This is a genomic window from Streptomyces longispororuber (assembly GCF_014656095.1).
Taxonomy (GTDB): domain Bacteria; phylum Actinomycetota; class Actinomycetes; order Streptomycetales; family Streptomycetaceae; genus Streptomyces; species Streptomyces longispororuber.
The window spans coordinates 1-19,744 of record NZ_BNBT01000119.1 but is presented as its reverse complement, the minus strand read 5'-3'; the positions used below and the strand labels follow the sequence as shown (position 1 = coordinate 19,744).

16 protein-coding genes and 1 pseudogene are annotated in these 19,744 nt (G+C 74.5%); 7 read left to right on the top strand and 10 right to left on the bottom strand.

The annotated features are described in order from the left end of the window. Window positions 1-7: 7 nt before the first annotated feature. The 3 genes from IE330_RS28290 to IE330_RS28280 all read left to right on the top strand — a co-directional run bounded on the left by IE330_RS28290 (window position 8) and on the right by IE330_RS28280 (window position 2,433). Window positions 8-769, top strand: a complete 762-nt coding sequence (locus IE330_RS28290) for a TetR/AcrR family transcriptional regulator (RefSeq protein ID WP_190138981.1) — start codon at window positions 8-10, stop codon at window positions 767-769. Between the two features lie 4 nt (window positions 770-773). Continuing rightward, on the top strand, window positions 774-1,076 hold the full coding sequence (locus IE330_RS28285; RefSeq protein WP_190138980.1) for a DUF8847 domain-containing protein: 303 nt from the start codon (window positions 774-776) through the stop codon (window positions 1,074-1,076). A 229-nt stretch (window positions 1,077-1,305) separates the two neighbouring features. Continuing rightward, the gene (locus tag IE330_RS28280) at window positions 1,306-2,433 is read left to right on the top strand and encodes a C40 family peptidase (protein ID WP_229925990.1); all 1,128 of its coding nucleotides are present in this window, start codon (window positions 1,306-1,308) and stop codon (window positions 2,431-2,433) included. A 47-nt stretch (window positions 2,434-2,480) separates the two neighbouring features. On the opposite strand, the gene IE330_RS28275 is transcribed toward IE330_RS28280, so the two are convergent. The 5 genes from IE330_RS28275 to IE330_RS28255 form a co-directional block, all read right to left on the bottom strand. Further along, window positions 2,481-3,725 (bottom strand): styrene monooxygenase/indole monooxygenase family protein, encoded by a 1,245-nt coding sequence (locus IE330_RS28275; RefSeq protein ID WP_190138979.1) that lies wholly within the window; start codon window positions 3,723-3,725, stop codon window positions 2,481-2,483. A gap of 178 nt (window positions 3,726-3,903) precedes the next feature. Next, window positions 3,904-4,557 (bottom strand): GTP-binding protein, encoded by a 654-nt coding sequence (locus IE330_RS28270; RefSeq protein WP_190138978.1) that lies wholly within the window; start codon window positions 4,555-4,557, stop codon window positions 3,904-3,906. Further along, window positions 4,538-4,960, bottom strand: coding sequence for a DUF742 domain-containing protein (locus IE330_RS28265; RefSeq protein ID WP_190138977.1), 423 nt, complete (start codon window positions 4,958-4,960; stop codon window positions 4,538-4,540). Before IE330_RS28265 ends, IE330_RS28270 begins: the two co-directional genes overlap by 20 nt. Continuing rightward, a complete protein-coding gene (locus IE330_RS28260; RefSeq protein ID WP_190138990.1) occupies window positions 4,957-5,424 on the bottom strand; it encodes a roadblock/LC7 domain-containing protein in 468 nt (155 codons plus the stop codon). The genes IE330_RS28265 and IE330_RS28260 overlap by 4 nt, the downstream gene beginning before the upstream one ends. Window positions 5,425-5,621: 197 nt before the next feature. Beyond that, window positions 5,622-8,762 (bottom strand): sensor histidine kinase, encoded by a 3,141-nt coding sequence (locus IE330_RS28255; protein ID WP_190138989.1) that lies wholly within the window; start codon window positions 8,760-8,762, stop codon window positions 5,622-5,624. Between the two features lie 1,186 nt (window positions 8,763-9,948). Between IE330_RS28255 and IE330_RS28250 the strand changes: the two genes are divergently transcribed. Next, a complete protein-coding gene (locus tag IE330_RS28250) occupies window positions 9,949-10,794 on the top strand; it encodes a protein phosphatase 2C domain-containing protein (protein WP_190138976.1) in 846 nt (281 codons plus the stop codon). A 154-nt stretch (window positions 10,795-10,948) separates the two neighbouring features. Here IE330_RS28250 and IE330_RS28245 read toward each other — a convergent pair whose 3' ends face one another. Then, window positions 10,949-11,443, bottom strand: coding sequence for a MarR family winged helix-turn-helix transcriptional regulator (locus IE330_RS28245; protein WP_190138975.1), 495 nt, complete (start codon window positions 11,441-11,443; stop codon window positions 10,949-10,951). A gap of 363 nt (window positions 11,444-11,806) precedes the next feature. Here IE330_RS28245 and IE330_RS28240 point away from each other — a divergent pair, with 363 nt between their 5' ends. Next, the gene (locus tag IE330_RS28240) at window positions 11,807-12,646 is read left to right on the top strand and encodes a lysozyme (RefSeq protein ID WP_190138974.1); all 840 of its coding nucleotides are present in this window, start codon (window positions 11,807-11,809) and stop codon (window positions 12,644-12,646) included. Window positions 12,647-12,739: 93 nt separating this feature from the next. Here IE330_RS28240 and lon read toward each other — a convergent pair whose 3' ends face one another. Further along, window positions 12,740-15,157, bottom strand: a complete 2,418-nt coding sequence (lon, locus tag IE330_RS28235; protein WP_190138973.1) for an endopeptidase La — start codon at window positions 15,155-15,157, stop codon at window positions 12,740-12,742. 357 nt (window positions 15,158-15,514) lie between these two features. Here lon and IE330_RS28230 point away from each other — a divergent pair, with 357 nt between their 5' ends. Beyond that, window positions 15,515-16,186, top strand: coding sequence for a GNAT family N-acetyltransferase (locus IE330_RS28230; protein WP_190138988.1), 672 nt, complete (start codon window positions 15,515-15,517; stop codon window positions 16,184-16,186). Between the two features lie 464 nt (window positions 16,187-16,650). Here the strand turns inward: IE330_RS28230 and IE330_RS28225 are convergent, their stop codons facing one another. The 3 genes from IE330_RS28225 to IE330_RS28215 all read right to left on the bottom strand — a co-directional run bounded on the left by IE330_RS28225 (window position 16,651) and on the right by IE330_RS28215 (window position 18,789). Then, entirely contained in the window at window positions 16,651-17,328 is a 678-nt protein-coding gene (locus IE330_RS28225; RefSeq protein ID WP_190138972.1) for a hypothetical protein, read from the bottom strand. Window positions 17,329-17,361: 33 nt separating this feature from the next. After that, window positions 17,362-17,712, bottom strand: a complete 351-nt coding sequence (locus IE330_RS28220; RefSeq protein WP_190138971.1) for a PadR family transcriptional regulator — start codon at window positions 17,710-17,712, stop codon at window positions 17,362-17,364. A 414-nt stretch (window positions 17,713-18,126) separates the two neighbouring features. Continuing rightward, on the bottom strand, window positions 18,127-18,789 hold the full coding sequence (locus IE330_RS28215; RefSeq protein ID WP_190138970.1) for a rhomboid-like protein: 663 nt from the start codon (window positions 18,787-18,789) through the stop codon (window positions 18,127-18,129). Window positions 18,790-19,448: 659 nt separating this feature from the next. Here IE330_RS28215 and IE330_RS28210 point away from each other — a divergent pair. Beyond that, window positions 19,449-19,673 (top strand): annotated as a pseudogene (locus tag IE330_RS28210) (spermidine synthase); the annotation flags it as partial. Window positions 19,674-19,744: the final 71 nt, after the last annotated feature.

The window sequence follows — 19,744 nt, the reverse complement described above, 5'->3', positions numbered from 1 at the left end:
GCGGGACATGACCGCAGCCGTCAGCCCCGCCCGCGCCTACCGGCGCCTGAGCGTCGAGGAGCGGCGGCGCCAGCTCCTCGACGCCGCCCTGTCGCTGTTCGCGCACCGCGCGCCCGACGAGGTGTCCCTCGACGACGTGGCGGAGGCGGCCGGGGTGTCGCGCCCCCTGGTCTACCGCTACTTCCCCGGCGGCAAGCAGCAGTTGTACGAGGCCGCGCTGCGGACCGCCGCCGAGGAGCTGGAGCAGTGCTTCGCCGAGCCGCAGGACGGCCCGCTGACGCGGCGCCTGGGGCGGGCCCTGGACCGGTACCTGGCGTTCGTCGACGAGCACGACGCCGGGTTCAGCGCGCTGCTCCAGGGCGGCAGCGTCGTGGAGACCTCCCGTACGACCGCCATAGTGGACCGCGTCCGCAGGTCGGCCCTGGCGCACATCCTGTCCCACATGGACCTCGGCGAGGCGCCCGGGCCGCGGCTGCGCACCACGGTGCGGATGTGGGTCACCGCCGTCGAGGCGGCCTCGCTGATCTGGCTGGACGAGGGCAAGCAGCCGCCGCTGGACGAGCTGCGGGACCTGCTCGTGGAGCAGTTCGTGGCCCAGCTCGCGGCGGCCGCCGGGCGCGACCCGCAGACCGCGGAGGTGGTGCGGGACGCCCTCGCCCTGGAGAGCCCCGACGGGCCGGTGGGCGAGCTGGCGCGGCGGGTGCTCCCGGTGGTCGCGGACGCGGCCCGGATGGTGGCCGGGCCCGCGCCCGGGGGTGGCGCACACTGACCCTGTGAAGAGTGAAGACACCCCGTTCGTGGGCGGCCCGCTGGACGGCCGCGTGCTCCCGGTCCTGCTCGGCCCGACCGGCCACCCGCCCAAGGTCTACCGCGTCCCCGTCCCGGACGACGCGGGCGGCGAGCCCACGGTCCTCGTCTACCGGCGGGTGCCCGCGGGGCCCGCGAAGCGGTTCGGGCTGCACGCGGGGTGGCGGTACGAGTACGACGCCGAGGGCGGGGCGGACGGCGGGGGGCTTCGGGACCTGAAGTGGCCCTGGTCCAAGCCGGGCCCTCCGGCCGGGCGGGGGGACGGCTGAGTCGTATGGGGCTGCGCCCCTTTCCCCCCTCATCGGCGCTCCGCGCCTCGTCCTCAAACGCCGGACGGGCTGACACCCCCACCCTTCGGGCGCAACCCGCCGCGCCGGGGGCCCCTGGTTCGGGTGACGGCGTTGGGCCGACCGCCCAGCGCCGGCGGGCGGGCCCCCGGCCCCGGCCGGATGCTCACGGTGCGCGCCGGACGGCCCGGCCCGCGCCGGAGGTGATGTGGTGTCAGGTCTCTTGCTGCGCTGGGCGTGCGCGGGCTCCGTGGTCTCCGCCCTGGTGGCCCCGCTCCCCCTGCTGCCCGGGGCGCACGCCGTACCCGCTCCCGAGAAGCGCTCGGTGACGGCCTTGCTGATGGACCTTCAGCGCCTGTACCGGGAAGCCGAGGAGTCCACCGAGACGTACAACGCCACCGAGGAGGAGCTGACGGCGCAGCGCCGCCGGGTCGCCGACCTCAACCGCCGCCTCGCCGCGGCCCGTGCCGCGGCCCGTGACGGCCGCGGCGCCGCGGGCCGCTTCGCCCGGCAGCAGTATCAGAACAGCAGCGTGGAGATCTCCTCCTACGTCCGGCTGCTGCTGGCCCGCAGCCCGCGCGGCGCCCTCGACCAGCGCCACGTGCTGCGGCGCGCCGCCGCCGCCCGCACCCCCGCCGTCGCCCGCCTCGACCGGGGCGAGCGGAGGGCACAGGCTCTGGCCGGGGCCGCCCGGCGGGCCCTCGACGCGCAGGAGTCCCTGGCCCGGCGCCGGCAGGAGGCCCGCGACGGGGTGCGGGCGCGGCTGCGCGAGGTCGAGGAGGTGCTGGCCTCCCTCACCGCCGCGGAGCTGGACGCGCTCGCCCGGGCCGAGCGGCGCGGCACGGCCACCGCACAGCGGCGGCTCGTCGCGTCCGGGTCCCTCGGCACCGCCGAGTCGGGCCGGGCGCCGTCGGCCAAGGGGGCGCGGGCGGTGCGGTACGCCCTCAGGCAGGTCGGCAAGCCGTACGCGTGGGGCGCGGAGGGGCCCTCGTCGTTCGACTGCTCGGGCCTCACCCAGCGCGCGTGGGACGCGGGCGGGCGGGACATCCCCCGCACCAGCCAGCAGCAGTGGGCCCGACTGCCGCGGGTGCCGCTGAGCAGGCTCCGCCCCGGGGACCTGGTCGTGTACTACCCCACGGCCACCCACGTCGCGCTGTACGTGGGCGAGGGCAAGGTCGTGCACGCGCCCCGGCCCGGCACCCGGGTCCGGGTCTCGCCGATCGCGACGAACCCGGTCCTCGGGGCGGTGCGGCCCGACCCCAAGGCCCGGCCGGTGCCGGACTACCACCCGCCCAAGCTGCCGGAGGCCACCGGCAGGGCGGCGGACGCCGTCCTGTGACCCCGCCTCCCGGCCCGGGAGACGCGCGCCGGGCCGGGGCGGGCCTGCTATGCCCCGGCCGGGGCGGCGACCTCGGCGAGGTAGGCCTCGGTCAGGGCCGCGTCGTAGAAGAAGGCCTCGAAGTCCGCGGGGTCGTTGAACCCGTTCGCGAAGCGGTCGGCGACCGGCTGCAGCCCGCCCGCCGCGCCGAGGAGGGTGAGCACGTGCTCGGGCGGCGGCGCGAGCATCGCGTTGGTCCACTTCGTCACGTGCCGCGCCGTCTCCCAGTACCGGTCGAACGTCGCCTGCATCCACGCCTCGTCGAAGGGCCGGTCGCCGTGGGCCACGATGGACGCCAGGTAGGAGGCCGCGCACTTGGACGCGGAGTTGGAGCCCTGCCCGGTGATCGGGTCGTTGGCGACCACCACGTCGGCGACGCCGAGGACCAGGCCGCCGCCGGGCAGCCGCCCGACCGGCTTGCGCACGGTGGGCGCGTACCGCCCGGCGAGCGTGCCGGCCGCGTCGGTCAGTTCGGCCTTCGTGGCGCGCGCGTACTCCCAGGGCAGGAACTTCTTCAGCAGGTCGAGCGTGACGGCGAGGTGTTCCCGCGGGTCCTTGATGCCCTGGAAGACGTCCAGGGGGCCGCCGGGGACGCCCTCCCAGAACAGGATGTCCGCCCGGCCGGACGTCGTGAGCGTCGGCATCACGAACAGCTCGCCGACCCCGGGCACGAGGTTGCAGCGGACCGCGTCGAACTCCGGGTGCTCGGGGCGCGGCCCGAGCCCGTGGACGTAGGCGACGGCCAGCGCCCGCTGCGGCGCGTCGTACGGGGAGCGGGAGGCGTCGCGCTCGAACATCGACACCAGTTCGCCCTTGCCCGCCGACACCAGGACGAGGTCGTAGGTGCGGGAGAAGTAGTCGAGGTCGGAGACCGCCGCGCCGTGCACGACGAGCTGGCCGCCGCGCCCGGCGAACGTCTCCATCCAGCCCGCCATCTTGACGCGCTGGTCGACGGACTGGGCGTAGCCGTCGAGCCTGCCGACCCAGTCGATGACCCGGCCGGAGTCGGGACCCGCGACGGAGACGCCGACGCCCTCGATCCTCGGCGCCTGCGACTCCCAGAAGTTCAGGCCCAGGTCGCGCTCGTGCTGGAGCGCGGTGTGGAACATGCACTGCGTGGACATGACCCGCCCGGACCGCACCTCGTCGGCCGTACGGTTGGTCATCAGCGTGACCTCGTACCCCTGCGACTGCAGTCCGAGCGCGAGCTGGAGACCGGACTGCCCGGCTCCGACGACGAGTATCTTCCGCATGCGGGTCCTTTCACTGAACGCTGTACGAGTCGGCGGACCGACGTGGCTCTGTGCCGACATGGCGATGTACCGGTGTGCCGACATGGCGACGAGCCGGTGGGGCGGCATGGCGACGGCGCCGGGTGGTGGTGTGGGGCGCGGGCCGGGCCCGGGGCTGTGTCCGGGCCGGGGACGGGCGTCAGTCGGGGGGTGTCTCGTCCAGTACGTGGCCCACCAGCGCGAGCAGGGAGGCGATCACGGAGGTCCGCTCGCGCGCGTCCATGATCAGGACGGGTATCCGGTCGGCCACGGTCAGCGCCTCGCGGACGTCCTCGGCCTCGTACCGCTCGGAGCCGTCGAAGTGGTTGACGGCCACGACGTACGGCAGCCCGCAGCTCTCGAAGTAGTCGAGCGCCGGGAAGCAGTCGGTCAGGCGGCGGGTGTCGGCGAGGACGACCCCGCCGATCGCGCCGCGCACCAGGTCGTCCCACATGAACCAGAAGCGCTGCTGGCCCGGCGTGCCGAACAGGTACAGGACGAGGTCGTCGGCCAGCGTGATCCGGCCGAAGTCCATCGCGACCGTGGTCGTGGTCTTGGCCGGTGTCGCGCTCAGGTCGTCCGTCGCGGCGCTGGCCTGCGTCATCAGCGCCTCGGTCCGCAGCGGTGTGATCTCGGAGACCGCCGTGACGAGCGTCGTCTTGCCCACGCCGAAGCCGCCCGCGACCACGATCTTCGTGGCGAGCGGCGCCCGGTCGCGCTCCAACTGCCAGGGCTGGACGCCTTCCTCGCCGTCGAGCAGCTCCTGGACCTGCGTGATCGGTGACGGTGAGGTCTCAGAGACCACGGAGCCCATGCAGCACCCTTTCCAGCACGGCGCGGTCCGGGCGCCCGGGGCCGTGGCCCGTTCCGTACACGCAGATCCTTCCCTGGTCGGCGAGGTCGCTGAGCAGCACGCGCACCACGCCGAGCGGCATCTTCAGGAGCGCGGCCACCTCGGCGACCGTACGCATGCGGCGGCACAGTTCGACGATCGCCCGCAGCTCCGGCATCACCCGGGAGGCCGGCGCGTCGCCGCGCGCCACCTCGCGCCGCTCCCCCGCCGCTTCGAGCGCCGCGGTGGCCGCCACGAACGTCTCGACGAGCAGCACGTGGCCGAAGCGGGTACGCCCGCCGGTGAGCGAGTACGGGCGCACCCGGGCGGGCTTGCGGTCGGCGCCCCGGACGGGCAGCCCGGAGGCCGCCGCGCCCGCGCTCATCCGGCGTCCCCGTGCGACTGCCGCAGCTCGCTGCGGAGTTCGGGGGTGAGGAGGTGTCCGGCGCGGCCCACGAACAGCGCCATGTGGTACGCGACGACGCTCATGTCGCAGTCGGGCGCCGCGTGCACGCCGAGCAGGGAGCCGTCGCTGATCGCCATCACGACGAGGCTGCCCTCGGCCATGGCGACGACCGTCTGCTTGACCGTTCCGCCGTCCATGAGCCGGGCCGCGCCGAGGGTGAGGCTGCCGAGCCCGGAGACGATGGTGGCGAGGTCGGCGCTGGAGCCGCGGGGCCCGGTGGGGCGGTGGGCCGGGCGGCGCTCGGCGTTGCGGTCGGGGTCGGAGGAGAGCAGCAGCAGGCCGTCGGACGAGACGACGGCCACCGAGCGGATGCCGGGGACCTCCTCGACGAGGTTCGTCAGCAGCCAGTGGAGGTTGCGGGCCTCACTGCTCAGGCCGTGCACGGCGGGGCCGGATGCCTCGTGCGGGGCGGGGCCGCTTGCCTCGTGCGGGGCGGGGCCGGGCGCGTGCGGCCGGGGGGCCTTCTCGGGCTTGTCGGCCTCCGGGGCCCCGATCTCCTGGGGCCTCGCGGCCCCGGGCGGCGCGGGCTCCTGGGGCTTCGCGGTCCGGGCGGAAGAACCGGGCGTGCGCATGGGCGCAGTCAACTGCTTGCCTCCTCGACTGAGTCCCCCGGTACATCTGCGGCATGTGCGGTGTCCACGGCGTCCGGCACGGTGGTGCCGTCGGCCGTGGGGGCGGTGGCGGTGTCGCGGGCGGTGGCCGCGCCCCTTGTGGTCTTGTCGCCCGTGGTCGCGCCGCCCGTGGTCGTGGTGGCGCGGGCGGCCCCCGGGGTGCCCGGGGTCTCGGGCGCCCTGGCATCGGCATCGGCGAGTTCGGCCTCCGCGTCGCGCCGGCCGCTCGCGGCGCCGCGCTGGAAGCCGCCGAGGCGGCGCCGCAGCTCCTCGGCGTCGACGGCCGCGGGACGCACGGGCCGGTCCGCCCCGGCGCCCGCGACCGGGCTGGTCCTCGGGGTGCGCTTGGGCAGGCCCTTGGCGGTGAAGCGCGGCGGCTCGGGCTGCTCGGGTTGTTGTTCGGGCTGCTCGGGCTGCTCGGGCTGCTCCGGCTGGGTGGTTTCCGGAGGGGCGGGGTGGCCGGGGTGGCCGGGGTGGTCGTACCCGGGCGTGGTGGCGTGGTCGGGCCCGGGTTCCCGCGGGTGGTCGCCGCCGAGGGCCGGGAGCAGGAGTTCCATGGTGGTCTCGGCGAGGGCGGTCTCGGCCGCCGCGACCAGCGGGTCCGGGTTCGGGCCCGGCTCCGGCTCCGCCTCGGCCGCGGGGGCGGGCCCCGGCTCGGGCTCGGCCGCGGACTTCGGCTCGGGCTCGGGTGTGGGCTCGGGCTCCGGTGCGGGCTCCGGCTCGGGCTCCCGCTCCGGCAGGGTCACGTCCCGCTCCCCGTCGCGGGCGGCGGGCACCGCGCCGGGGGGCACCACACCGGGGGACGCCTCGTCGGAGGGGGCCGTACCGGAGGGGACTGCATCGGAGGGTGCCGTACCGGAGGGGACCGCACCGGACGGCGCCACGCCGGAGGAGGGCGCCGTACCGGAGGACACCGCGTCGGACGGCGTCGCGGGCGGCGCGGTCAGGATGCCGCCAGGGAGCACCACGACGGCGGCCACACCACCCTGCTTCTGCTCGCGCAGCCGCACCCGCGCCCCGTGCCGGGCCGCGAGCCGGGCCACCACGTACAGGCCGAGTCCGAGGCCGTCACCGTTCTCGTGCTCGTAGACGTCGTCGGCGGAGAACTCGGCGAGCCGCGCGTTCAGCTCCCGCAGCCGGTCGACGCCCGCGCCGATGCCCTCGTCCTGCACGGAGAGCATGACCTCGCCGTTCTCAAGGAGCCAGCCGGACACCTCGACGGGGGCCTCGGGCGGCGAGAACGACGTGGCGTTCTCCAGGAGCTCCGCCACCAGGTGGCTGATGTCGTCCGCCGCGAAGCCCGCGAGGTGGATGCCCGGCGGCAGCGCGGCGATGCGGACGCGCTCGTACCGCTCGATCTCGCTGACCGCGGCGCGGACGACGTCGACGAGCGGCACCGGGCCCGTGTGCTGGTGGCCGTGGTCGGCACCCGCGAGGACGAGGAGGTTCTCGCTGTGGCGGCGCGTGACGGTGGCGAGGTGGTCGAGCTTGAAGAGCGTGGCGAGCCGGTCGGGGTCCTGCTCGCGCTCCTCCAGGTGCTCGATGACCGCGAGCTGCCGCTCGACGAGGCCGAGGGTGCGCAGCGTGAGGTGGACGAACGTGCCCTGGATGCCGCGGCGCGCCCGGTCCAGGCGGGCCGCGGCCTCGGTGAGCTCGGCGCGCAGCGCGTCCCGCTCGTCGGCCATCGCCTGGCGCGCGTCGGCCATCGTCTGGCGCTGCCCGATCAGGTGCTTGCGGTCCGCTTCGAGCGTGCCGAGCCGCTCCTGGAGCGCGACGGCGTGACCGTGGAGCGCGTTGACGGACCGTACGACCGCGGCGAACTCGTCGTCGCGGCCGGTGAACCGCACCGGCTCCTCGGCCGCGGGCGCCCCCGCCACCCGGGCCGCGCCGAGCCGCAGGGCGGCCAGCGGGCGGGTGAGCGAGCGGGCGGTCGCCGTGCCCACGCCGACGGCGACGAGCAGCAGCGCGCCGACCAGCGCGATCCTGAGCTCCAAGGCGGTGACGTCGTCGTCGCGCAGCCCGGTGAGGCTCTTCGTACGGTCGGTGGCGAGCGCGTTCTCGACGCCGCGCATCGCCTCCAGGCGCGCGGACAGGGCGGTGTCCACCTTGCGGCGGTCCAGGCGCCGGTCGGCGGCGGACAGCTCGGGCCGGTCGGTGAGCCGGTCCAGGTACTGCTCGGCGGTGGTCACGTCGGAGCCCGTGACCACCGACTGGTAGGCGACGCGGGCCGCGGTGGGGGCGGCGTCCTGGAAGTCGGCGAGCGCGGCCAGCTCCCGTACCCGGGCCTGCTGCGCGGCGGCGGTGAGGTCGTCGCGCTGCCGGTCCTCCGCGCCGGAGTCGGCGGCCGGCGTGGGCAGCCCGGTGACCGGGTCGAGGGTGCTGCCCGCACTGGCCCGGGGCACGGCGAGGGCGGCGAGGAGCAGGCCGCGCGCGGCGCCCGCCTGGTCGACGGCGTGGTCGAGGTCGGCGAGCGCGTGGGCGCCTGAGCCCGCGCGCGGGGGCAGCTTCTCGGCCAGCTCGCGGGTGAGGGCGTGGAGCTCGGTGATGGCCTTCGCGTACGCCTTGTGGGTGTCCAGGGCGGTGCCCTTGCCGGTGAGCGCCGAGCGGCGCACGGCGGCGAGGCCCGCCAGGTCGCGGCGGAGCCCGGAGGTGACGGAGCTGTTGGTGTTCGCGTCGGCGGCGGCCTCGCGCAGCTCCTCGATCTGCCGGTCCACGCGGGCGCCGCGGCTCTCGGAGAGGCCCTTGCCGTCGGGGCGGCCGGCGGCGATGTAGGCGGTGACCTCGTCGCGCTCGTCGGCCAGCGAGTGGCTCAGCGTGACGGCCCGCTGGGTGAGCTCGGAGAGCGTGACGAGGCTCTGCGAGTCGTTCAGGTCACCGGACGCGGCGACGATCGCGGGCGCCCCGGCCCCCGCCACGGCGGCGGCGACCACGGCGACGGCCCCGATGAGCCGGTTGCGGACACGGGCCTTGGGGGGGCGGGGGGGCTGGGGGGTGGCTGGGGCGGGGGCGTCCTTGGTGGGGGCGTCCTTGGCGGGGGCCTGGGTGGCGGCCTTGGGCGGGGCCGGGGCGTCCTTCGCGGGGGCCGGGGTGGTGCCCTTGGCGGGGGCCAGGGTGGCGCCCTTCGCCGGAGGTGCGTGCTGCGCAGCCGGGGCGGCCGGGGTGGTGCCTACCTCGGCGGTGGTGCCCTGCGCGGGAGCGGTGCCCTGCGCGGCAGCGGTGCCGTCGGCGGGGTCGACGCCCAGCGCCGCGCCGGACGCGGCCTGGAGAGCGCTGGGGCCGGTGGTGTGCCGGGGGGCGCCGGTGGTCTGCCCGGGAGCGCCCGCGGCGGCACCGTCCTGGGAGGCACGGGGGGCCTGGGCGTCGCGGGCAGCCCGGGCCGCACGGGCAGCGCGCGCCGCGCGGGCGGCACGGGCCGAGGACGCCGAAGGCCGCGCACCCGCGGGACCCTGCGGCTCCCCGGGCCCGGAGGCGGAAGCGGCGGCGCCGGGCTCCGCGGAGGCAGGGGCTGCCGACGGGTCAGCGGCCCCGGGCGCGGCGGAAGCTTCGGATGGGGAGGCCCCGGACAAGGAAGAGGACCCGTGCGGGGCGGAGGTCCCGGAGCCAGTGGAAGCCCCGGACGGAGCGGAAGTCCCGGCCGGACCGGAGGCCCCCGGCAGGGCGGAGGCCCGAGACGGACTGAAGGACTCCGAGGACTCCGACGGGGCGGCGGACCGAGTCGGGGTGGGGGACTCCGACGACGGGGCGGAGGTCCGATTCGGGGCGGAGGCCCCCGAGGGGGCCGAGGTCCCGGACGGGGCGGGGACCCCCGACGAGGTCGAGGGGCCGGAGGGACCGGAGGGACCAGAGGGAGGGGTCGCGCCCGGTCTGGCCCTTCCCGGGGCCTGCTGGCTGCCTTCGCGCCGAGGCCGCATTTCTTGCACCGGTGCTCGCATTCCTGTTTTCGTCTGCCCTAGGGCCCCGGTGACGATCCGTCAACGCGAGCGCTCCGACACGGACCCTGACCTTGTCAGACGATTCCAGTGCCGGTGCGCGGCAGTCTCGCATCGTCTGCCTGGCCACCTGAAGGAGTGAACCCCGTCCCGGAGTTGGCGGGCAAGTCACACCGCGCGCCGTCCGGGCCGCGCGCGCTGTGCCGGTTGGACGTCCGTGGTCGGCTTTGGCAGGATGCGCCGCCACACCCCGCCGGAGCCGTTGGTTCCGGCCGATTTCCACCGCCCTGACCACCGCGCCGGACCGCCCCACGCCGCCTGCCCACCCTCCCCCGGGCCCGCCCCCGGCCTCGGGCAGACTGACCGGATGCGCATCGAACTGGCCACCGAGCCCGGCGACCCGGAACGCCCCAACGAGGACTACGCGTCGGTAGCGCTGCCCGCGTCCGGACAGGGCGGAACACTGGTCCTGCTCGACGGCGTGACACCCCCGACCGGCGCCGTCGGCTGTCTGCATTCCGTCCCCTGGTTCACGGCCCGCCTGGGCGGCGCACTGGTCGAACTGTCCGTTTCACGCCCGGACCTGACGCTCCCTGAGATCCTCGCCGAGGCCATCTCCCGTACAGCAGACGCCCACCGTGACACCTGTGACCTTTCTCACCCACGAACGCCACAGGCAACCGTGGTCCTCGCGCGGTGGGACCCGGAGCGCGTCGCCCACCTGGTCCTGTCCGACTCGGCACTACTGGTGGCCGGTCCGGGTGGCGAGGTCGAGCCCGTCCTCGACCGGCGCCTCGACGAGCTCCCGGCCGCCGTCCGCGAACTGCGCGACGCCGTACGGGCCCTGCCGCGCGGCTCGGTCGAACGGCAGGCGCTGCGACGCGAGTACGCGGCCGCCGTCGAGGCCCTGCGGAACGCGGAAGGCGGCTTCTACACCGCCGCCGCCGACCCCACCGCCGCCGCCCGCGCGGTCACCGGGGAGCTGCCCCGCTCCGCCGTCACGGCCCTGGCCGCGCTCACGGACGGCGCCGGGCGCTGGGTCGAGACGTTCCGGGAGGGCGACTGGACGGACTGCTTCGCCCTCCTCCGCAAGGACGGCCCGCGTGGACTGGTCGAGCGCGTACGGGAGTTGGAGGCGGCGGACCCGGACGGCACGGCGTACCCGCGCGCCAAACGGCACGACGACGCCGCGGTGGTGTACGCGGAACTGTGACGGCACGCCACCCCACGGGGCGCACACCCCCTCCCGTACGCCCTCGCGCACGCCTCTTGAGACACGCCCCCTTGGGCACGCCCCCGCGCCCCCGCGCCGCCCGCGGTCGACAAGGCGCCGCGGCCGCTGACGGCGCCCCGGCCGCGGGCGCGGGCTAGATCTCGGCCCGGGCGTTGAGCTGCCGCAGCAGCCGGGCCAGCTCGGCGACCTCGGTCCGGTCCCAGCCCGCGAGCTGTCGGACGTACCGCTCCCGCCGCCCCCGGCGCACCGTACGGAACCGCGTCCGCCCCTCGTCCGTGAGCCGCACGAGCCAGGCCCTGCCGTCGGCCGGGTCCGGCTCCCGCGTGACCAGGCCCAACTGCTCCAGCGCCCGGAGCTGCCGGCTCATCGTGGCCTTGCCGACGCCGATGAACGCGGCCAGGTCCGTGGCGCGCCGCGGCCCGGACTCGTCCAGGAAGGCGAGCAGCCCGTACGCGGCGGGCTCCAGGTCGGGGTGGACCTGGCGGGCCATCTCACCGGACGAGGCCCGGGCCCGGCGCAGGAGCAGCGTCAGCTCCCGCTCCAGGGCGAGGAACTCGGGGTCCACACCGCCACCGCGCTCCCCCTCCTCCGTACCGGTTCGCTCGCCCTGGCGCGCGTCCTCACGCATGTCAGCACCCCTGCCGCACTTTCCCGCTCCTGAAAGTTTCCGCCGACCGCGGACATCGCCGCAGCTCGCCCAGTATTTCGCAGGCATAGACCATCGGCGGTCACGGAAGCCTCTTCCCCTCCCCCGCTCTACGTGCGTAGCGTCATACATGACATGTCCACACCAGTCAGCTCGGTGGCGCGGTCCAGCCGGTGACGAGGTCGACGCGTTCCGGCCCCCGCGCCCCCGCTCCCATGACCTGGTCCGGTGACGTGTCCACAGTCCCCCCACCGAGTCCCGTACGCCACGCCGGTGACGCGTGCCTTCCCCATGGGGCCACGCCGTGCGCCGTACGGGCTCCACGAGGCGTTTCGGAGGCACGCTATGCCCGTGCACAGACCCGGTACGGCCCGCCGCGAACACCACGCCGCGGGCGTTCTCCTCGCAGTCCTGTCCGCCCTCGCCCTGCTGCTGACCCTGCCCGGCGCCGCGCAGTCCGCCGACGGTGAGAACGTCCCGCCCCGCGGCAGCGCCCGGATGGGTCAGGGCGTCCTCGAACACGACGGCCAGGGCGGCGAGCCGCGCGGCGGCGACGCCGTCCAGACGGAAGGCGTCGACGTCAGCAGCCACCAGGGCAACGTCAACTGGTCGGCGCTGTGGAGCAGCGGCGTCCGGTGGGCGTACGTGAAGGCCACGGAGGCCACCTCCTACCGCAATCCGTACTTCGCCCAGCAGTACAACGGCTCGTACAACATCGGCATGATCCGCGGCACCTACCACTTCGCCACCCCGGACACCTCCAGCGGCGCCGCCCAGGCCAACTACTTCGTGGACAACGGCGGCGCCTGGTCCCGCGACGGGAAGACCCTGCCCGGCGCACTCGACATCGAGTGGAACCCCTACGGCGCGGCCTGCTTCGGCAAGTCCCCGAGCGCCATGGTGAGCTGGATCCGGGACTTCCTCACCACCTACAAGGCCCGCACCGGGCGTGACGCGGTGATCTACACGGCCACCAGTTGGTGGAAGCAGTGCACCGGCAACTACAGCGGCTTCGGCTCCACCAACCCGCTGTGGATCGCGCGCTACGACGTCAGCCCCGGCGAACTCCCCGCCGGCTGGGGCTTCCACACCATGTGGCAGTACACCTCCTCCGGCCCCATCGTCGGCGACCACAACAAGTTCAACGGCGCCTACGACCGCATCCAGGCCCTGGCCAACGGCTGACCCCGCCCGGCCCGGCCCGGGGCTCCACCGCGGAGCCCCGGGCCGACCGCTGTCCGCCGCGACCGTCACGACGCCGCCGTCACACCGCCGCCGTCACGCCGCGGCCGGAACCTTCACCTCCGCCGGGGTCAGCGCCAGCTCCAGGACCTGCCGGACGTCCGTCACCGCGTGGACGTCGAGCTTGTCCAGGACCTCGGCGGGGACGTCGTCCAGGTCCGGCTCGTTCCGCTTCGGGATGACCACCGTGGTGATCCCGGCGCGGTGCGCGGCGAGCAGCTTCTGCTTGACGCCGCCGATGGGCAGCACCCGCCCGGTCAGCGAGACCTCCCCGGTCATCGCCACATCCGTACGCACCAGACGGCCGCTGAGCAGCGACGCGAGCGCCGTCGTCATGGTGACGCCCGCGCTCGGCCCGTCCTTGGGCACCGCGCCCGCCGGGAAGTGGATGTGCACGCCCCGGTCCTTCAGGTCGCCGACGGGCAGCTCGAGCTCGGCGCCGTGGGAGCGCAGGAAGGAGAGCGCGATCTGCGCCGACTCCTTCATCACGTCACCGAGCTGGCCGGTGAGCGTCAGCCCGGCCGCGCCGGTCTCCGGGTCGGCGAGGGACGCCTCGACGAACAGCACGTCGCCGCCCGCCCCGGTGACCGCGAGCCCCGTGGCCACCCCGGGCACCGCCGTACGCCGCTCGGCGGGGTCCTGCGCCGACTCCGGCACGTGGTGCGGCCGCCCGATGAGGTCCCGCAGGTCGTCCGCCCCGATCGTGAAGGGCAGCTCCCGCTCCCCCAGCTCGTGCTGCGCCGCGACCTTGCGCAGCAGCCGGGCGACGGAGCGCTCCAGGTTGCGCACGCCGGCCTCGCGCGTGTACTCCCCGGCGAGCTTGCGCAGCGCGCCCTCGTCGACGGTCACCTCGCCGGAGCCGAGCCCGGCCCGGTCGAGCTGGCGCGGCACCAGGTGGTCCCGGGCGATGACGACCTTCTCGTCCTCGGTGTAACCGTCGAGCCGGACCAGCTCCATGCGGTCGAGCAGGGCCTCGGGGATGGCTTCGAGGACGTTGGCCGTCGCCAGGAAGACCACGTCGCTCAGGTCCAGCTCGACTTCCAGGTAGTGGTCGCGGAACGTGTGGTTCTGCGCGGGGTCGAGCACTTCGAGGAGCGCGGCCGCTGGGTCGCCACGGAAGTCCGAGCCCACCTTGTCGATCTCGTCGAGCAGCACCACCGGGTTCATGGACCCGGCCTCCTTGATGGCCCGCACGATCCGGCCCGGCAGGGCGCCCACGTAGGTGCGCCGGTGCCCGCGGATCTCCGCCTCGTCCCGCACACCGCCGAGCGCCACCCGCACGAACTTGCGCCCCATGGCGTGCGCCACCGACTCGCCCAGCGAGGTCTTGCCGACACCGGGCGGCCCCACGAGCGCGAGCACCGCTCCGCCGCGGCGGCCCCCGACCACGCCCATGCCGCGGTCCGCCCGCCGCTTGCGCACCGCCAGGTACTCGGTGATCCGCTCCTTCACGTCCTGCAGCCCCGCGTGCTCGGCATCGAGGACCTCCTGGGCGCCCTTGATGTCGTACGCGTCCTCGGTCCGCTCGGTCCACGGCAGTTCGAGGACCGTGTCCAGCCAGGTGCGGATCCAGGAGCCCTCCGGCGACTGGTCGCTCGCGCGCTCCAGCTTCTCGACTTCCTTCAGGGCCGCTTCGCGGACGTGCTCGGGCAGGTCGGCGGCCTCCACCCGGGCGCGGTAGTCGTCGGACTCCTCCTCGCCGTCCTTGCCGTTGAGCTCACGCAGCTCCTTGCGTACGGCCTCGAGCTGCCGCCGCAGCAGGAACTCCCGCTGCTGCTTGTCCACGCCCTCCTGGACGTCCTTGGCGATCGACTCGGCGACGTCCTGCTCGGCCAGGTGCTCCCGGAGCTGCTCGGTCGCCAGCTTCAGCCGGGCCGTCGGGTCCTCGGTCTCCAGCAGCTTGACCTTCTGCTCGGTGGTGAGGAAGGGCGAGTACCCGGAGTTGTCGGCGAGCGCCGAGACTTCGTCGATCTGCTGCACCCGGTCGACGACCTGCCAGGCCCCGCGCTTCTTCAGCCAGCTCGTGGCCAGGGCCTTGTACTCCTTGACCAGCTCCACCGTGGCCCCGGGCAGCGGATCCGGCACGCTCTCCTCGACCCGCGTGCCCTCCACCCACAGCGCGGCACCGGGTCCGGTCGTGCCCGCCCCGATCCGCACCCGGCCGCGCCCCCGGATCAGGGCCCCCGGGTCACCGTCCGCCAACCGCCCCACCTGCTCGACCGTGCCCAGCACGCCCATCGCGGCGTACGTCCCGTCGATGCGCGGAACAAGCAGCACCGTCGGCTTGCTGCTCCTCCCACTGGACCTCGCGGCGGCCTGTGCCGCCTCCACCGCGGCCCGCACGTCGGGGTCGGACAGGTCGAACGGCACCACCATGCCGGGCAGCACGACCTCGTCATCGAGCGGCAGCACGGGCAGAGCGAGCGGTGTGTAATCCGTGGACTCAGCAGCCATGATCTCCCCTTCGGCATTCAAGTTGAGCTGTATCGACTCAATGGTTATGAGCCTTGGAATGTTCCCCGGGGCGTGTTCGCTCTGAGCGATCACGTTCGACGCCCGCAGGGCCGCGCTCTCGTAATAATCAGTGGCAACTAGTGACCATTACGGGTTAGAGATGCCGCATGCGGCAGTTGGCACTTACCTGGGCCGACGCTTACCCGAGCCGCCCGGGAGGGGACTTCCTTGAACAGCACGACCAGAACCACCAGCACCACCAGCACGTCGGCTCCGATCCGTCCGACGGGTTCGGCGGATGCGGCGGCCGCACCAGGTGCGGCGACGGCAGGGGCTGAGGGCGTCGTGGCCGGGCCGATGGCCCTGGCCGACTCAGAGGTCGTGCGGGCCTGGGTCGACGGATGGGTCGTCTCGCGTGGCGCGGCCCCTCCCGTCGTGGAGCCCTGGGGTTACACGATCCGCGTCGGTCACATCCGGCATCCCTCCCGTCATGTCTTCGGTACGGTCAACGCCGCCGTCCAGGAAGCCGACGTACGCGCGGTGGCGGCTTCGGTCTCGGGTGTGGACATCTGGATGAAGGTCTTCGACGCCCCGGCCCGGGTGGCGCCCTGGTTCGGCCCGGAGTGGTGGGTCGACCCGGAGGACGGCTACCTGATGACCCTGCCCCTGGCAGCCGTGGCCCCGCAGCGCCTGGTGGCACCGGAGGGTTACCGGCTGCACACGTGGACGCGCGGCGGCGTCCTACGAGCCATGGTCACCACGGCCGACGGCTCCTGGGCGGCCCGCGGCCAGATCGCGCCCACGGGCCGCACCGCGGTCGCCGACCAGATCGAGACCTCCCCGGCGCACCGCCGCCGCGGGCTCGGCAGTCTGGTCATGCGCACGCTTCAGGCCGCCGCGTTCGAGCAGGGCTGCGAGGTCGGCGTCCTGGCCGGGACGGTGGAGGGCCGCGCGCTGTACGAGTCACTCGGCTGGCAGGTGGTGGCTCCTCTCACCAGCGCTCGACGCAAGGGCCCGGACGAGTCCTGACCCGCGCTTGCTCCGTCTCGGGCCGACCGCCCGTGGGCGGAGCCTGAGCGCGGCCGCCTCGGGCCGACGGCTGGCCGCACTCCGCCGCGCCTGGGACGGTCGGATGCTGCCGTACCCCACCGCGCACCTGCCGCTTTGCCGACCGGTGGCCGTACTCCGCCGCCCCTGCCGCAGGGGAACCGCCGGCCGCAGGTGGCCGGAGCCTACGTCCCCGGGGTGGCGGCACCCGGCCTTCGGGCGGCCGCCCACCTTCGCCGACGGTCATGCACGGTGCCCTGCGCCCGACCGGGGAGTGTGGACTTGTTGCAGCCGGCCCGCAGTGCGGGCACATCGCTCGACACTCGCAGTGGAGGCCGCTCCCGGGCCGCCGCGCCGGATGCCCGCGGTGAAGGCCAGGCCGTCGCCCCCTCCTGCTGCCGCGCCCCCTCCCGCTGCCGCGCCTCCGCCGCGCCCCTCGCGGCGCCTCAGCCCTTCCCGGGCGCGTTGTTTCTCGCGCGGATGTCCACGACGGTGTACGGCAGGCCGGGCGCCAGGAACAGCAGCGTGCCCCACAGCGGCAGGTGGAAGAGCGGCTCGTCACCTATGAGCAAGGCCGTGATCACGGCTACGGGCAGCGCGACGAGGCCTGCGACTGTCCAGCCTCTGAAGCCGAGGCTCCCGCGTCGCATCTCCCAGGCGACGATCGCGGCCGCCAAGGCCACGTAGAAGGCGACACGAGGAGCTTCGATCGCGAGGGACGTGCTGCGGTCGAAGACATGGGTGAGCAGGAGCAGGGAGCCGAGGACGAAGGGGATCAGCGCGGCCATGCGCAGGACGCGCTGAAGCAGAGGAGTGCGCGCCCGAGCCCAAGCTGCGGCGAATGCCTTCGCGTCGGGCCCGACCACGTCCTGCGGGGTGCGGCCGGCCGCGGCGGCCTCGTCCAGGTGAGTGGTGAGCTCCTCGAGCATCTCGCGCATCGAGGCGTCGTCGATGCCCCGATACTCCCAGTTGCTCTGGCAGACCGCGAGGACACGCTCGCGGGTCAGCTCGGCGCCCGCCCCCTTCTCCAGTGCCTCGTGGCCGGCGGCCCGGCCCTCCGATGTCTGCGCATCGCCGCCTGCCACCTCGACGGTCGTCGCTTCACCAGTCGTCTCGTACGCCATCGTGTGCCCCCCGTGCCGTGCCGTGCGTGCCTGTCACGTCCCCAACGTGCTGGAGACCGCGCCCGTGAAGGCGCTCCAAGTGGTGCGGCCGCTGGACAACTCGGCCGCGCCCGCCTCGGTGAGGCGGTAGTACTTGCGCGGCGCTCCCCCCGCGGCGGACGGAGCGCGGTAGGAGTCGACCAGGCCTGCCCGCTCCATGCGTGCGAGCAGGGGGTAGATGCTGCCCTCGCTCACCAGGTCGAGGCCGCTCTCGGTGAGGGCCTCCACGAACTCGTAGCCGTACCGAGGTCGTTCGGCGATGAGCGCGAGCAGGCACAGGTCGAGCACCCCGCGCAGTAGCTGGCTACGGCGCTGGTCGTGCGACGCGGACAGCTCCTTTGTCATGCGGTACAAGATAGTCGGGCATTGCCTTGCGGCGCAAGAGTCTCGCGGGGACGAATTCCGGCAGCGGCGGCGAATGCGTAACTTCCGGTTCCCGTTCCGTTTTCCGGTCTGCGCCCGGCCCGGACCTGAAGCCCTGCCGAGTGTTCTGCCGGCGTCGACGCCCGAGCCGGCGCCAGGGCCGGCACCGCCGCCGACCGGTTCTCGGCTGCACCTCGCGGACGCGCGGCGACGCTCAGTCCAGGCAGCGGCGACGTACCGCCGACGCCCACACATCGACACCATCACCCGCCCTTCCCGGCACCGGGCGCAAACGCCGCACCGCGCCGGGCCGCGCCGGGCCTCCCTCGCTCGACCGAGCCCGCGCCCACCCCCACCCGCCCCACCGAGCCGAGGCCGTAGCCAGAGCCGAGCGCCCTACCCCGCCACGCCCCGGCGCCTCCGGCCGCCCTGCAGCAGTGGCCACGTCGTCACGCCGACGGCCAAGGCCAGCAGATGACCCCAGTTCGTCATGGGGTCCGCGAACGCGATGAGGTCCTCGACGAGCACCCAGCCGAAGCCCGCCAGCAGCGCCCAGCGCAGCCATGGCCCGAGCACACCGGCCAGCGCGCCGACGCTCGCGGCGACGCCGAAGCTGATGCCGTAGTCCAGCCGGTGCAGGGACGAGCCGGGCAGGTGACCGGCGAGTACCGAGAGCCCCACCGGGATCTCGGTGGCCAGCGTCGCGACGACGTGCCCGAGGACGAAGACGCCCGCCGCCCGCACCGCCCCCACACGCCGTTCGAGCGCGGTCAGCACGAGCAGGAACCCGACTGCGTACGGCGACGTGACGCCACCGGCGACCCACAGCGCGCTGGCGACCAGGACGAACACCGGCCGGTCGGCGAGATGGGCGACGTCCGTGCTGGACCCCTGGCGCATCGACGAGATCAGCGCCGGGTCGGCGTACTCAGCGAACATCGAGGTGAGCAGGAGGACGACGGCGTAGCCGAAGGTGAAGGGCGTACCGGTCGGGGTCGGCAGCAGACGCCAAGGCCGCAGATGCCAGAGCCGCAGACGGCCCAGCCGGGCCCACGCCACGGTCGGAGCGGCGGCGGGGGCAGGCGCCGACGCGCGGCCGGAAGCAGCCGCGGACGAAGCCGGGAGGAGGGCCGAGGGCACCGTCGCGGAGCCGGAAGCGGAATCTGACATCAGGTCGCGACCGGGCCCGGCCCCGAGCGGTCCAGCCACCCGGAGCGCACGCCGCTGCCCCGGCACCCCGTCCAGCGACGGCCCGCCCAGCGACGGCTCGCCCAGCGACGACCCGCCCGGCGACGATCCCTCCGGCGGCACCCCGTCCAGCAAGGCGCCGTCCAGCAGGGACACGTCCAGCGCGACGGCCCCATCACCTCTCGCGGGCTCCGCCACATCCGCACCGACGCCCCCGCCGGAAACCACGCCCCCGCCAGTAACAGTCCGGTTCACGCCGAGGCGCTCCCTTCGTCACGGAACTACCGCGGAGCGCCCCGCGCGACTCCGCGGGACCCCTACGCGACTGCATCACGACATCACGACATCACAAAATCACGAATCGATTACGTTCACGCTTCACGGATCGTTCCACGCTGTCCATGATCGACGCCACATGAGACGTGATTCACAGGAACCCTCAGCAACCCCATGGCATTCCTCGGCGTCCTCGCCACCCCGCGCGCAACAATTCCCAGCAACCGCCCCAGGGCGGGCTACAGGATGTGGGCATGCGCACTCACCACCCATCCGATCCCCCTGTGGTGCTGGATCGGCGCGAGGGCCCGTACGGCGAAGTGGCCCTGCGTCGCCACGGGGACCTGCTGCAGATCATCGCCAACGGCACGTTCCTCATGGACACCTCCGACGGCCGTTCCGAGCGCCTCCTGGTCGACGCCGCCCTCCGGGCGCTCGACGGGCGCCCCCGGCCGAGCGTCCTGATCGGTGGCCTAGGCCGTTTCCTTCGGATCATCGTGCCGACCAGATGAAGATGGCCGCGATGTGGAGTCCGGCGAGGTAGATGGTG